At 42.8% G+C, this 14,320-nt stretch carries 16 protein-coding genes and 3 tRNA genes; 10 read left to right on the top strand and 9 right to left on the bottom strand.

Annotated elements, in window-relative coordinates:
• From NTV63_03110 to NTV63_03090, 5 genes are all read right to left on the bottom strand, one after another.
• A partial coding sequence (locus tag NTV63_03110) for a hypothetical protein (GenBank protein ID MCX6709915.1) occupies positions 1-511 on the bottom strand: 511 nt, incomplete at its 3' end.
• Between the two features lie 319 nt (positions 512-830).
• Positions 831-1,253 (bottom strand): hypothetical protein, encoded by a 423-nt coding sequence (locus tag NTV63_03105; GenBank protein MCX6709914.1) that lies wholly within the window; start codon positions 1,251-1,253, stop codon positions 831-833.
• A 202-nt stretch (positions 1,254-1,455) separates the two neighbouring features.
• Positions 1,456-1,623, bottom strand: coding sequence for a hypothetical protein (locus NTV63_03100; GenBank protein MCX6709913.1), 168 nt, complete (start codon positions 1,621-1,623; stop codon positions 1,456-1,458).
• Positions 1,624-1,779: 156 nt separating this feature from the next.
• A tRNA-Ile gene (locus NTV63_03095) sits at positions 1,780-1,872 on the bottom strand.
• Positions 1,873-1,876: 4 nt separating this feature from the next.
• Positions 1,877-1,948, bottom strand: a tRNA-Asn gene (locus NTV63_03090).
• Between the two features lie 109 nt (positions 1,949-2,057).
• Here NTV63_03090 and NTV63_03085 point away from each other — a divergent pair.
• Together NTV63_03085 and NTV63_03080 are read left to right on the top strand one after the other, a co-directional pair.
• Positions 2,058-2,129, top strand: a tRNA-Gly gene (locus tag NTV63_03085).
• A 17-nt stretch (positions 2,130-2,146) separates the two neighbouring features.
• Positions 2,147-2,545 (top strand): DUF1893 domain-containing protein, encoded by a 399-nt coding sequence (locus NTV63_03080; protein MCX6709912.1) that lies wholly within the window; start codon positions 2,147-2,149, stop codon positions 2,543-2,545.
• Positions 2,546-2,553: 8 nt separating this feature from the next.
• On the opposite strand, the gene NTV63_03075 is transcribed toward NTV63_03080, so the two are convergent.
• The 4 genes from NTV63_03075 to NTV63_03060 form a co-directional block, all read right to left on the bottom strand.
• Positions 2,554-3,750: a redox-regulated ATPase YchF gene (locus tag NTV63_03075; protein ID MCX6709911.1), complete on the bottom strand. Its 1,197-nt coding sequence runs from the start codon at positions 3,748-3,750 to the stop codon at positions 2,554-2,556.
• A gap of 56 nt (positions 3,751-3,806) precedes the next feature.
• The gene (locus tag NTV63_03070) at positions 3,807-5,951 is read right to left on the bottom strand and encodes a hypothetical protein (protein MCX6709910.1); all 2,145 of its coding nucleotides are present in this window, start codon (positions 5,949-5,951) and stop codon (positions 3,807-3,809) included.
• Between the two features lie 148 nt (positions 5,952-6,099).
• The gene (locus NTV63_03065; protein ID MCX6709909.1) at positions 6,100-7,881 is read right to left on the bottom strand and encodes a type II/IV secretion system ATPase subunit; all 1,782 of its coding nucleotides are present in this window, start codon (positions 7,879-7,881) and stop codon (positions 6,100-6,102) included.
• Positions 7,866-8,201: a hypothetical protein gene (locus NTV63_03060; GenBank protein MCX6709908.1), complete on the bottom strand. Its 336-nt coding sequence runs from the start codon at positions 8,199-8,201 to the stop codon at positions 7,866-7,868. The genes NTV63_03065 and NTV63_03060 overlap by 16 nt, the downstream gene beginning before the upstream one ends.
• 203 nt (positions 8,202-8,404) lie before the next feature.
• On the opposite strand from NTV63_03060, the gene NTV63_03055 reads away from it, so the two are divergent.
• The 8 genes from NTV63_03055 to NTV63_03020 all read left to right on the top strand — a co-directional run.
• Entirely contained in the window at positions 8,405-8,890 is a 486-nt protein-coding gene (locus tag NTV63_03055; GenBank protein MCX6709907.1) for a hypothetical protein, read from the top strand.
• A 65-nt stretch (positions 8,891-8,955) separates the two neighbouring features.
• Positions 8,956-9,705: a hypothetical protein gene (locus NTV63_03050; protein ID MCX6709906.1), complete on the top strand. Its 750-nt coding sequence runs from the start codon at positions 8,956-8,958 to the stop codon at positions 9,703-9,705.
• A 140-nt stretch (positions 9,706-9,845) separates the two neighbouring features.
• Positions 9,846-10,055: a hypothetical protein gene (locus NTV63_03045; protein MCX6709905.1), complete on the top strand. Its 210-nt coding sequence runs from the start codon at positions 9,846-9,848 to the stop codon at positions 10,053-10,055.
• Between the two features lie 19 nt (positions 10,056-10,074).
• Entirely contained in the window at positions 10,075-10,317 is a 243-nt protein-coding gene (locus NTV63_03040; GenBank protein ID MCX6709904.1) for a hypothetical protein, read from the top strand.
• A 29-nt stretch (positions 10,318-10,346) separates the two neighbouring features.
• Positions 10,347-12,089: a carbamoyltransferase gene (locus NTV63_03035; protein ID MCX6709903.1), complete on the top strand. Its 1,743-nt coding sequence runs from the start codon at positions 10,347-10,349 to the stop codon at positions 12,087-12,089.
• Positions 12,090-12,118: 29 nt separating this feature from the next.
• Positions 12,119-13,120, top strand: coding sequence for an SGNH/GDSL hydrolase family protein (locus NTV63_03030; GenBank protein ID MCX6709902.1), 1,002 nt, complete (start codon positions 12,119-12,121; stop codon positions 13,118-13,120).
• Between the two features lie 330 nt (positions 13,121-13,450).
• On the top strand, positions 13,451-13,618 hold the full coding sequence (locus tag NTV63_03025) for a DUF5989 family protein (protein ID MCX6709901.1): 168 nt from the start codon (positions 13,451-13,453) through the stop codon (positions 13,616-13,618).
• 311 nt (positions 13,619-13,929) lie between these two features.
• Positions 13,930-14,320 (top strand): hypothetical protein (locus tag NTV63_03020; GenBank protein MCX6709900.1); only part of this gene is annotated, 391 nt, incomplete at its 3' end.

The following is a 14,320-nucleotide window of genomic DNA, read 5'->3' as shown; positions in this document are numbered from 1 at the left end:
TCTGCTTCTTCTCTATTGATATTATGCAGTTTGCCCCAATCTCCTTTCCTATGTTTGTTGCGGCAAGCCCGATTATCTCGTCAATATTCCTGGTGCTTGCGGGCAAAGGCTCCTCTGAGGAGCAGGAAATCTCATAATGCTCTTCTTCCTGCTCCCTGCCGAACTCTATCTTCCTGTTGTCCTGGTTTTCATCTCCTTGGTAGGCAACGGCGTTCAGCGCCTGTGTCTCAGAGGTGCTTTCTATTTCTTCATTCCTGGCTGTGAATTCAGGGGCTATGGTGGAAATGCTTGCCTTAACTGGCGTCCTCTTGGCAGAAGCTGATTCATCATTGCTGCTCGGAGAGAGGTACATCAATAGTTTCTTCTGGTCGCAAAGCCTCTTGACCGAATCCATGGCTATTCCAAATATTGAATTCTTTGTGTAAGAGAGGTTTGGCGCTTCAATTTTTGGCTTGCTCTTCCTTTGGAAGAACGCCCCTTCATTGCTGTTAAGCGCTTTAGTCCTAAGCATAAAAAAACCCCCCTATCTCGACATCAAATGCCTTGAATGTTATTTTTGGATTTCCTTTTTCTCCCTCAAAAATCCTTTTTGAAAAAAAGGAGCGGCAGAGCAGAGACAGCACATTCTAAACTGGTCTTTTGCTTCCTGCTCTGCCCTATCCCTCTTTTTCCCGGATTTTTGTGACAGATATTTTTGACTTGTTGAAGCATAATAAAAAAAACGGCTCCCTATTTTCAGGTTGTGTGGGGTGGAGTTAAAGAAGCAGAGTTAGGGAGCCAAAGTGTTATTATGCTTCAATTCCTGAACATGATACTTTGGTTTTTCGACTCTAGCTTTTTTGACCCTCCGAATTTATCGTGTGGGCTTGCTTGTCGGCCTCGCGTATCCACATAAGGCCTATTCTAATCATTTCATTGTTGAACTTCTTTGAGATCTTGTATGTCTTCTTGTAAAGGTCGTAATCTATGAGTCCCATGCTTTTCATGGGTGTAAGAATCCTGTCGTAAAACTGCCTCTTGTTGTAGGAAATTTTTACTTTTTTTCCGAGGAAAGGCGCCTCGTTTATCTTTGTGATTATCTGCCCCTCGTGGAGCTTTGTTGCGAAAAGCGACATTTCAGTTTTTCCGATTTCGCTTCCGTTGTCCTTCATGTATTCAATAATCAGCTTTCCTACGATAACCTGCTGCTTTGTTGCGAAGATTACCTCGTAGATGTCTTCGGAAAGGTTGAATCTGTCGAACAAAATAACCATAAAACAACTATAAGCACAACTAATATATAAATGTTACTATTACGTATACTAATATTATAAAAATATATATTAATACCTTAATTAGGTACTAACTAGGTTAGATGAAACCTCAAGCAAAAAAGCGGTTTTTGAAGGATTTAAATTAAAAATTGGCTGTTTTATGCGAGAATTGAGAAAAATGCATTTAAGAAAAAATGATTAATTACTTTTTGAAATCATTGCATTCCATAATGCTGATTGAAAATCCCTTAATATCCTCCTTTGCGCCCTTAATTGAATCAGGAGAAGAAAACCTGGTGAAATAATCGCAGGCCTCTTTTTTTGAGCACATTGAGCAGATGCAGTCGGAATCTGTATTTTTTGTAGCCATCTGAAGGACTTATAGAAATATCTATTATTTAAAATTTTCTTTTTATGTTTTTTCAAAAAAAGTTTTTGCAGAAGATTTTTCGTGAAATAAGTCAGAGGAGAATCCGTCGGAAGAATAAAAGATTATTACAAAAAAATAAAATACGTGAAAAATACGTGGGCCCGCGGAGATTTGAACTCCGGACCACTCGATTTCAGAAAAAAAATCTTTTTATCAGTCGAGCACTCCACCAGACTGAGCTACGGGCCCAAAACGCCTCCGGCCAGACTCGGACTGGCGACCTTGCGATTAACAGTCGCACGCTCTGCCACTAAGCTACGGAGGCAATAATGCACAGAAAAGTGGCGGTTTATTTATAAAATTTTTGTTATTATCCAATTTTGGCTTTAAAACAATAAAATTTAAATACCATCCTAAAAACTCCCATTTCCCAAGCGTCGGTGATCTAATGGCTATGATTGCGGCCCTCCAAGCCGTCCATCCGGGTCCGAATCCCGGCCGACGCATTTTGCGGTGATAAAATATGAATTTTTCATTTTTAGATTATTCGCTTGCGCTTCTTGACAGCAATGAAAGAATGATTTTTTCATCAAGGGAAAGGCATCTTAAGCCGCTTCTTGAATGCATAAAAAAATTCAGGGGCAATGCTTCATCGTGCATTCTGTATGACAGAATTATAGGGCTTGCAGCATCAAGGCTGATTGCTTATTCCTGCTTCATTTCAGAGGTAATCACTCCTGTTGCATCTAAAAATGCAGCCTCCTTCCTTAAATCAAAAAGAATTAATCTGAACGCTGGGAAAATAGTGGATAATATTCTCAACAGCAAAAAAGACGGCTTATGCCCCATGGAGAATCTTGCATTGAAAATTACAGACAGCAAAGAATTCTATGAAAAAATCACTGAGAAGATAAGGAATTAAATTCTGAATTATTTTCCAGATACAATTTCAACAACATCGCCGTGGTGCAGTGGGTAGTCCTTTCCTACAGTAAGCCTCTTTTTCACATCAATTGCCCTTATGAAATTTTCTCCAAAGTCTGTGTGAATCTTATATGCGAATCCGAGGGCTGTTGTTTTTGGCGGCATCAGGAAGCAGTCAGGAAGCACTCTTCCGTACTGGTCTGTCAGCTTGTTTATCCCTCCGGGGAATATTGCGATGCATTTCAAAAGCCCGAAAACTGCCTCGTTAATTGCGTTCTGAACCCCTGTTCCGCTGTGCTTCTGCATCACCTCTTTTCTTATGAATTCAAGGGCGTTAATCTGGCTTTGCGAGAGCTTTTCTTTTTTTATTATCTCAAAATCCCTGTTTCCAGGTATGTATTTTATGAGTTCGTGCTTGGATGCCTCTTTAAGCGCAACCTCTGACTCTGCGCTGCAGGGTATTATCAGGTAATTCGGGAAGAGCTCTTTTACCCGCCTTAAGTTTTCATCTGCTCCTGGGACATCAATCTTGTTTGCCGCGATTATCATTGGTTTAGTCCTTAACCGTAACTCAACTGCGAAATCAAAAAGGTTCCTCTCGCTCCATCTGGTAAGGTCTGGCTCGAGATTCAGCTTTCTCATGCTCTCCTTTACAATGTCCTCTGTAACTTTAAGCCCTGAGAACTGCTTCGCAATCTCCTTTACGCTGTCCTTGTTCTCCATTTTTATTAATTTGCAGAATCTGTCCCATCCCTTGTTCAGTATTCCAAGGTACCACATGTCAATTTCCCTTTCAAGAAACCTTATGTCATTTTCTGGCTCATAGCTTCCCGGCTTTACCGGCTCCCCCATCTCATTTGTCCCGCCTGAAATATCAATTACATGTATCAGCGCATCAGCCTGCCTTAAATCATCAAGAAACTGGTTTCCCATGCCCTTGCCTTCATAGGCGCCTGGAACAAGCCCTGCAACATCAAGAAGCTCAATGGGGACAAACCTGTTGTGCTCTATGCAGAATCCCTCTCTCGGATTGCACTGGGTTCCAAAGAACTTGTCAGCGCACTCAACCCTTACATACCCGATGCCGTGATTTGGCTTTATTGTTGCAAAAGGATAATCTGCTATCAGAACATCTGCAAGGGTAAACGCCTTGAATAGTGTGCTCTTTCCGCAGTTCGGCTTTCCAACCACTCCTACAAGCATGACATCAAGAAATTGGCGATTGGTATAAAAGATTTTCTAAATTGACTGGGATGCTTTTATGCTGTGAATACAACCGGCATTACTTTTGACGCAACAATGTTGAAGATAAGCATTACTACAAATGAGATGAATGTGTATAGCATCACGCTTTTTGGGAGAATTGTTCCAATCCTGTAGCGCTCCCCCAGGCTGTCTGCCCCGTTCTCAATTCCGTTTGATATTACTATCAGTATGTATGTTATCTCAACAACATAGATTCCCACGATTATCTGGAAAAAGTAGGTGGGAATTCCGTCCCCGAAAAAACTGTTCAGGGAAAATCCTGCTCCAAGTTCAGTGCTTTCCCCTCCAAGGCTGCTCATGGAATCCTTGAGCTGCCCTATTATCATTGTTATCATTGATGTTATTCCTATCACTATTCCTGCAATGACAGGAGTAAGGAATGAGATTTGGGATTTCATTGAGGAGATTATGTCTGCAAGGAGGTCTTTAAGCCTTTCATCAACCCTGTGAATCTCCTTTATGTACTGCGAAACATTCATGAGCGCCTGCGACACTATCAGGGGACCCTTCTTTGCGCTTTCCACAAGCACCTTCATTGAGCTTTCTATCATGTGAGATGGGAAATTCAGGAGCGCCCCGTTCTTTTTGTCAAAGATTGCCTGCGTTATCCCCATCCCGAGCTTTCTTATGTTTATGCTTACAATCTCAAAGAAATTTCCTGATGCTGTTCCCTTCATTATATCAGCAACCTTTCCGCAGGCTATCTCTATCGGGAGTCCGTCCCCAACCCTGTTTCCAAGCTGGAAAAGCGCTGATGCGAATTCCTGCTCAAGGGTTTTTGAGTTCTCCCTTATCTTCACGAGGTTTTTTGAGCGCATGTAAAAGTATGAACCTATTGCAAGAGCCAGCCCGAGCGGGATTAACAGGCTGAGAACAGTTGCGCCTACTCCATAAGGCCCTACAATCTGCCCTGCCTTTGTTATGTCCTTTGATGATGAAATTCTGTATCCCAAAAAGTCAAGCTGGGCAAAGGATATGTCAAAATCAGGCATAAGCATGTGAATTATCAGGGGTGAAATTCCCGCAAGGAAAAAAGCGAAAAAGATTGCTCCCGCTATTAGAATCGGGCTTATCAGGAATTCTGTTCCGCCTATTTTTATCACAAGGTTCTCATATGCCTTGAATCGCCTGTCCTGCTCAGATATATCCACATCTCCGTATCCTGTCGGCCTTCTTGAGAGCAGGTTTCTTCCAAGGTAATAAACCGCCACCGGGAGAATTATGTTGTATAAGAGTGCGATATGATACCACAATACGCCTTCCATGAAATTAACCACAAGAGGGAGTATTACAAGCCCGAGTATCGGCATTATAACCCCAAGCATGTGGAGCATTGTTATCGGGGACTGAAGATTGTGCGCGTAGTGAAGCATTTTTTCATATGTTTCTTCAAGAATCAGTGAAAGGGACTTGTCAAGCAGGCTTACCCTTCTGTCTTCTGAACTTTCATAAAGCGAGCTTTCTATCATGTGGAAGGCTTCCACAAACTCCATGTTCCATTTTTTCCATGTCTCGAAATATACATCAAGGGATTCCTTTATTGAAGAATATTTTCCCGACTCTATGTTCCAAACGATTTTTTTAAGGTCTATTGAAAGCGGAGGCGTAAGGTGCTCTGCTGCAAAATTAACAGCAAGCTCAAGGTTTGATGTGTGCCTCATGTATGTTGCCACGTAGAATATGCACAGAACCATCTGGTTGCTTGCCTTCATCCTCCAGTTGTCTGCAAGAAACTCGGGGATTTTCTGGATTATGAACATAAGGGCTGTTGCGGCAAGGAGGAAAAAGAAAATGAAGAAGAATGACTGGAAAATGAGAAAGCTTGCTATGCTTCCGAGTATTGCAAGGAGCATCGGGTAGAATATGGAAGCGCTCATTATGCCTGTCGGGGTTGCATTCAGGTAGCATATCCTTATGCTCTCCCACATCTCTTCCTCGCTTTTCTTGTCAGGAGTTATCTTGAATATCCTTTCGCTGAAATTGCACGCCCTTTCAAAGAGATTCATCTGGCTTGGGGCATTTTCTCTCTTGAACTGGCTGTACTGCCTTGAGATTATCGGCTGCTGAACCCCATCCTCAGAATTCTCATCCAGCTGGGTTCTCAGCTTGCTCTTGTATTTCTTGAGCAAGTCATTCATCTGCTCTTCCTGAATCGGCATCTGCTCTTTATCTGGAATTGCAGTTTAGAAAGTGCAATCCATCAACCTCTTTTTTATTAAATTAAATGTAATCATTGGATTAACTGCGTTTTATGCTTATCGTTAATTCATTATATTTTTCCGCTTATTATTTCTTCTGTTCCTCTTCTGCTGTGTTCTTTTTTATGTAAGTCTTGAACCAGTTCTCCCATTCAAGGGCAACCCTCTTGCTGTCTATTGAACCGAGTTCTTCCTTGACTTCATCGCAAATCTTGTGGAAGTGGTCGTTCCCGACAACAACGTGCTGCGCCTCCATAAGCTCAGGCATCTTGAGCCGGTTAGCATAATCCACAGTAAGCTCTTTTATCTTCGCTCTTAAGAGGACATTGTCCCACACAGCATCCCAGTTCCCAGCCCACTCCTTGACATTTCCTGCAATTGATTTCAGCACGTCTGAATCGCCGTTTATCAAATCGTCTGACGGCTCAAGCTGGTCTGTCTTTGACTGGTATTTCATCAAATCCACAAATCCATTTTCCAAAAGCGGGTCATCAGTCCAGAATTTCCTTACTTCAGTTATCTCAGTAACCCTTCTCCATCTGTGCAGCCCGTCAGGGCTTCTTATCGGGTTTGCAACAATTATCACATCAGTTGCCTTGAAGCTGGTCTTGGGGACTTTAAGGTCATTTACAACCCTGTCAAAAACTCCGTATGGGCTGTCTCCGTGTATTGTTCCTGCAACAACATTTGCAAGCGCTCCAATTCTCATCGCCTCGTAGAGCGCGCTTGCCTCAACAGACCTTACCTCTCCAACAATCAGGCAGGAGTCCCCCATCCTGAGGGTTGTCCTTATACCCTCGTCTGCAGGAACTTCTGATGTCCCCTTTGTCATTGCACTTGCAACTTTCATCGGCTGGATGTTGTATCCCATCTTCCTGAATGCGCTGACAGGTAATTCCAGAGTGTCCTCTATTGTGATTATCCTTAATTTTCTCATAATCTCAGTTATCATCGCGCCAAGAAGGGATGTTTTTCCTGCTGACCTTGTCCCTGCAACAAGAATTGTCCTTGAGCCGTCTATCAGAAAGCTCATAAGCCCTGCTGCGAGGGGCGAAATCATCTTTGAGTTTATGAACAGCGGAAGGGTCCAAGGCCTGTCCCTGTGCCTTCTGAATGCATAGGCAAGCCCTCTTGGGTTCAGCGGCTCTGAGATTACAGCAACCCTTGCATTTGCTCCTGGAAGCGTTATCTCGGTATCGAGAATCGGGTTTGCCTCGTCAAGCGGCCTTCCCGACATCATCCTTAATTTTGACGCCCACGATTCCGCCTCGCTGCTTGTGGGTATTATGTTTGTTATGCAGTCGTCAAAGTCCTGGTGCACGATGAACATGGGCACCTGCCCCATTGGGCTGTTGATTGTCACATCCTGAATCTTGTCATCCTGCAGAAGAACTTCTATCAAACCGAATCCGACGGTATATCTTACCAGTATGTCTGTCAGCTCATCAATCTCCTTTGTCCTCAGCTTCAGGTTCTGGTAATTTGCAAGCTCTTCAATGAGGTCGTGCCCGACATTGTAGAATACATGCCTCATCCTTTCGGGGTCCACAAACTCTGACTTGCTCGGTTTGTGCTCTGCAATGATTTTTCTTGCGCTGTCCAAAAGGTCGTATTTTTCCTCTGAAAGCTTGAACTCCGGCGGAGTCATATGGTAAAGATACTGGATGGAATCCGGAAGAGCGAATATTGTTATTTCTGTATTGTCCCCAACCATGTAAGTGTCTTTTTCCTCTGCGTCAGGAGGATATGTCGCCATCAGCTTTGTGAACATGAAATCGGGCTTTATGGACGGCGAGAAAATCTTTCTGTAAATTTCCCTGTCCCCGATTATGTATCCGGAAAGATAGGGCTTTGCTATTGTAACCAGCACTTGCTGCAGTTCATGCTGAATGCGGCGAGAGTGTGGTAGCTGATGAGGTTCTTCCTTCTTACAAGCTCATTGTAGATTTTTGCAATCTCCATGAGGATTTGAATCTGGTTGTAGTCATACTCGAAATCCCTCTTCTGGGAAAGCACAACCTTTGTTGTGTCAGAATTCTCAATCAGCTTGTCTATTATTGAGGACATGCAAAGCTCATTGTCCTCTATTGAGGGGGCGTAGCTGCACTGGCTGCAGTTTATCCTGAGAATATTGTCCTCGCCCTCCCTCTCCATTTCAGAAGGGCAGCTCGCACCTCTTTTTAACGCCATCTCTTCTACTCCTTCCAAAGAACCGGTATTTTCCGTCTGAAACCGGCTTGTTTGACTACTTTTTTATGATAACATAAATTTAATATAAAGATGAATTTAACAAATATTTATAAGTATATTAGTATAAGAATTTACTGAAACTGCCTGATTTATAAATATTTTCATGCATTACATGAATAAAAGCGAACAGGCCGGGGGCTCAAATGTTTGGAAATGAAAAGGAATCGGATCCGCTTGGTTCTATGAAGGAAAATGATGAAGCAGGAGGCATGGGCCAGCCTCAAAAGCAGAGAGTTGACATATCGACAGACTACGGGCTTCAGATGAGCAACCTTGCAAGAAGGCTGAGAATGCTTGAGGAGCGCTACAACTCAATGCAGAAGAGGATTCAGCTCATTGAGGAGAACATGCTTGCCAACAACAGGAAGGCCTCAACTGATATAAAGACCATAAACTCAACAATCCTTGACCTGAATGCAGAGATTGCGCAGATAAAGGAACGGATTGAGCAGGTAATACGCGAGCTTGTTGTATGCGCTAAGAAAGAGGATATAAACGTGCTTGAAAGGTATCTTAACCTCTGGGACCCCACAAGCTTTGCAACTCTCAAGGATGTTGAGAATATTGTAAGAAGGGAAATCCAGAAAGCAGTTTCCGAGAAAAATAGCGAAAGCTTTAAAAAAGAATAAAGCGATTATATTGCTTGCAAAATAAATAGATTTAATCGCATTCAAAGGTAAAAGAGGGATAAGAAGTGCCTGTTTTTGGAAAAAAGGATGATTCAGCGCCAAATGCTTTTTCTTCACCTACTGTTCCAGTTGAGCAGGTGATAAACCTGAGGAATCAGGGGCTTTCAAACAGCCAGATTGTTGAGATGCTTCAGCGCGACGGCTACAAGACGCACCAGATATTTGATGCTATGAACCAGGCGGACATGAGTTCTTCAATCCAAAACCGGATTTCCCCTGAGCAGATTTCAGTTAAAAATCCAATCCCTGATTTCAATCCTGATGCTTCTTCAATGCAGCCCCAGTTCAGGGCATACAAGCCTTCATTTTCAGGCCAGAATGTTCCAAATCCTCCTGAGATGCCTAAAGAGGAGGAGCATTATTCCGCAGAGGATTCAGGCGCCGGTGAGAGGCGCGGAAGAATAAGAAATCTCAACGAGTCAGAGGTGGAAAAGATAGAGGAAATCTCTGAGGCGATAATTGAGGAGAAATGGAACGAATTCATAGTCAATGTCAACAAGATAATCGCCTGGAAGGAAAGGACTGAAGCACGGGTTGTTGCTCTTGAAAAGCGCTTTGATGACTTAAGGGGGAGCTTTGACGAGCTTCAGAGGGGGCTTATGGGAAAAGTTGGCGAGTATGACAGGCACATAACAGAAGTTGGAAGCGAGATAAAGGCAATGGAAAAGGTTTTCCAGAAGGTGCTTCCATCATTTACTGCGAATGTGAATGAGCTTTCCAGGATAACTACTGACATTAAGGAAAAGAGACGGTAAAAAATTTCTAAAAATTTGGCTTTTCTGCTTTCATTTTTTTCAAACTTCGGCATATTTAGATTTTTTTCTTTTTTGTAACCGTTCAAATACGTCAATAAATAGAAATATTTATAAACGATTTCGCAATCAGAAAAATAAGTATGATAGACGTGGAAAAAGAAAAAAAAAGCGGCGCTGAGAAAGCAGGGGAAAGGGTTGGATTCTTGTTTGGGATTGCAGTTTTTGCTCTTGCTGGTTATTTCATTCTCTCAAAAATCGGGCTTTTCCAGTTCAGATGGGCTGCCTATTCCTTGCTAATGGTTTTTGCGCTGCTCATTTACGCTGCAATTTTAGTCTTCAGAAAAAAATAGATTTAATGGGGGATATCTTATGGCAATTGATTTTTTCAGGGGATTCATAAAAGGCTTCAAGAGGGTTGGAGAGAATGCCGCAGTGTTCATCAATTCAATAATTCTCTCAGTAGTTTACTTTTTGGGGATTGGTCTGACTGCAATTTTTGCAAAGGCTTTCAGGAAGCATTTCATTAAGGTAAAAAAGCCCAATTCAGCAACATACTGGGAGGAAAGGGAGAAAGTATCTGGGAAAATTGAGGATTATTTTGACCAGTTCTGATTAAAAAAAAGGAAACGGGGGAAATTAATATGCATATTTTGGGAATATCATGCTTTTACCACGACGCAGCTGCCTGCATAATAAAGGATGGGATAACTGTTGCAGCAGCCCAGGAAGAGAGATTTACAAGGAAGAAGCACGACATCAGCTTTCCGGTAAATGCCATAAATTACTGCCTTAAGGAAGCGGGGATAAGCATTCATGATGTCAGTTATGTTGGATTCTATGAAAAGCCGATTCTCAAGTTTGAGAGGGTGATAAGCCAGCACCTTGAGACATTTCCCAAATCATATGTTACATTCCTGAGGACCATTCCCCAGTGGCTCACTGAAAAAGTAAGGATTGAGACAATAATAAGGAGAAAGACAGGCTATAAGGGGAAAATTCTTTACATAGAGCATCACATTGCGCACGCAGCCTCAGCATTCCTTGTCTCCCCTTTCAAGGAAGCAGCAATCCTCACAGAGGACGGGGTTGGAGAATGGACTACAACATCTCTTGGATACGGAGTTGGAAATGACATAACATTAACCAAGGAAATAAGGTTTCCCCATTCAATAGGGCTTCTTTACAGCGCTGCAACAGCTCACCTTGGATTCAAGGTAAACAATGATGAGTACAAGGTAATGGGGCTTGCTGCATACGGAAAGCCGCGCTACTACAGGCAGTTTAAGGAGCTTGTGGACATAAAGGCTGACGGTAGCTACTTCATGGACCTCTCATACTTTGACTACCTCCACAGCATGCATATGCCCGGAAAGAAATACATTCAGGCATTCGGGGCTGTGAGGAAGAAGGGCGAAAAAGTCACTCAGAGGCACATGGATATTGCAGCATCTGTCCAGAAGATTACAGAAGAGATGGTAATAGGAATGCTCAACCATCTTCACAAGATTACAAAAATGGAAAATGTCTGCATTGCCGGGGGAGTTGCCCTTAACAGCCTTGCAAACGGGAAGATTCTGAGCAGGACTCCATTCAAGAGGCTGTTCATACAGCCTGCTGCAGGGGATGACGGAACATCAATGGGCTGCGCATTCTACATTTACAATTCCCTCCTGAAAAAGAAGAGGCGCTTTGTGCTGGACAACTGCTATTACGGCCCGGGATTCTCAGACAAGGAGATTAAGAAATTCCTGGACAGGAATAAGATTACGTATCACACATTCACGAGCAGGAAAGAGCTTCTGGAAAGGACTGCAAAGATGATTTCAGAAAGCAGTGTTATCGGCTGGTTACAGGGAAGGATGGAATGGGGGCCAAGGGCTCTTGGGGCAAGGAGCATACTTGCAGACCCGAGAAACAAAAAGATGAAGGAAATCCTGAATGCAAAAGTCAAGCACAGGGAGGAATTCAGGCCGTTTGCGCCTGTTATTGTTGAGGAGGCTGCAAAGGATTACTTTGAGTGCGACGAGCCAGTTCCAATCCCTGCTGATTTCATGCTTATGGTGTATCCGATAAGAAAGGAGAAGCAGAAAATAATCCCTGCTGTAACTCATCTGGACGGCACAGGAAGGCTTCAGACAATAAGGAGGCACTCAAATCCCCTATATTATGACTTGATAAAGGAATTTGAGAAGATAACCGGAGTTCCCATAATAATAAACACGTCCTTCAATATAAGAGGTGAACCAATTGTATGCACGCCTGAAGACGGCTACAAGTGCATGATGGGAACAGGGATTGACTGCCTTGTAATGGGCAAGTTCCTTATAATGCGGGATGAAAACCCTGCTGACATGTGGGACAGCGAAAAGTCAATAAATGAGTGATGAAAATGACCTGGGTGAAGGAGAAAAAAATGAGAAAAAGGATTATCCGGGCAGTTCTTGGCGTGCTTCTCTTCCTTGTCCTGTTTCTTGCTGCTCTTGAAATCACGACAAGGCTTGTTTACAGAAACTATGGATACGGCTACCCCCCTGGATTGACAATAAAGGATGACATTAACGGCTACAGGTACAAGCCGGGATTCCGGGGGAATTTCTTTGGCAGCTACAGCAACATCACAATCTCAATAAACTCCCGGGGATTCCGCGATTATGAATATGCGCTTGAAAAGCCAGCGGATTCCTACAGGATTGCTGTAATCGGGGATTCAGTCACATTCGGCTCAGGAATTCCAATGCAGGAGACATATGCAAAGCAGCTGGAAAAAATGCTTAATTCAAATTCCTCAGTAAGATACGAGGTTCTGAATATGGGCGTTAATTCCTACGAGTTTGAGCAGGAATACAACCTTCTGAAGAGCGACGGGCTCAAGTTCAAGCCAGACCTTGTGATAGTTGGCTTTGTGCTTAATGACGTAGGAAAGGTTGATGCAAAAAGCGTCCAGTTCAGGGAAATTATCCTGAGGCAGTGCCAGTTCTGCGTTTTTGCAAAAACCCTTTCAAAAACCATCAGCCTTAATGGCGCTAACTACAACTCAAAATACTTTGAATATCTTTACAAGAGATGGCAGGGAATCTCCTGGAACTACACCTCAGACGAAATACGTGAGCTTTCAATGCTTGCCAAAAGGGATAATTTCACATTGATGTTTGTGGTTTTCCCTTATTCAGAGCAGTTCATGAGCAATCCTGATGAATCCTCTAAATATGAAAGCCCGGATATGCCTCAGCAGCATCTTAGGACTCTTCTTGAAGAGGAAAATGTTGGGCTTATTGACTTAATGGATGATTTTGATGCTCCCGGCTACCAGAAGTATTTCCTTAAGGGAGACAGCCTTCATCTGACTGGAGAGGGCTATTCTATTGTTGCAGAAAGAATATATTCTGTCCTGAAGGAAAATGGGATTGCAAAATAGTTTTAATTATTTTCATTAAAATCATAAAAATCCGCTGAGAGTGTCCTACTCCGCACTAAAGCACAAAGAAATCTTCGAGATTTCTTGTGCGCAGAAAACTTGAAGAGTTTTCTTGCGTGCGGAGTTTGATCGGACACTCTCTGATTCGCGGATTTTTAGGATGCCAAAAACGGCGCCTTATCTCCAAACTAAAGTACCAAAAATTCGCCAAGCGAATTTTGGAACAAGAAATTCCTGTGGAATTTCTTTGTATTGAGTTTTAGCGCCGTTTTTTAGCACAAGTTTAATGAAGAAAATTTCAGCAGATGTTTAATTGGAGGATAGGTAAAAATGGCAATTGTAAGAAGGGCAAGTTTTCCATCCCAAATGTGGAAGTTCATAAGCAAAAAGAAGAAATGGTGGCTTCTCCCGATTGTCGTGCTGCTGCTTCTCGCTGCAATTCTTATCATATTTGCGCAGTCATCGGCACTTTCGCCTTTCATCTACGCAATGTTCTAAAAAAGAATATTTTTTATTTAGAATATTTTTCTGATTCTCATGTATTTGCAGCTCTAAACTGCTTTTATTCAATAAAGCAAAGTTTTTAATATGCGCCCCATAATTCTGATTTTACTGCCCTTCTGGTCTAGCCTGGATATGATCTGGCCCCCCGAAGGCCAGGACTCGGGTTCAAAACGAGCCTTTTCCAGGGAAAAGCCTCGAGGGAAAAGAGGATTTTGCTATCCGCAAAATCAAAAATTCCTGAAAGCATTCATGGGAAAGCCTCCTGAAAGTCCCGGGGAGGGCATTTATTGTAATTAGTTGCAAAAATGAAATTCATAACTGATAAGGAGCTTGTTAAAATAAAGATAAGAGACAACTCTGAAAAATTTGTGAACCTCAAAAAATTCTGCCCTGAGATAATAGTCAATATAGACCCTGAGAGCAGAATGCTTCAGCGCTTGAAAAAAGACGAGTGTTATGTGAGAGTTGGAGTTGCAGAAAGGCTCTGCTCTGCCCAGAAAAGCCTTTTCTCCGGGCTTCATCTGATGGTTTGGGACTGCTACCGCACAATTGAAGCGCAGAAAAAGATGCACGAGAATTTTGTCAGGCAGCTCAGAAGGAAGCATCCTGAATGGAGCAAAAAGAAGATACTCTCCTTTGCAGCCCTCTTCATGGCAAACCCTGACAAGATAACTCTTCATTCAACAGGGGGCGCTG

Source organism: Candidatus Woesearchaeota archaeon (assembly GCA_026394965.1).
Lineage (GTDB): Archaea > Nanobdellota > Nanobdellia > Woesearchaeales > 0-14-0-80-44-23 > JAPLZQ01.
Note: the sequence above shows the minus strand (reverse complement) of the source record. Positions and strands in the feature narration are given on the sequence as shown.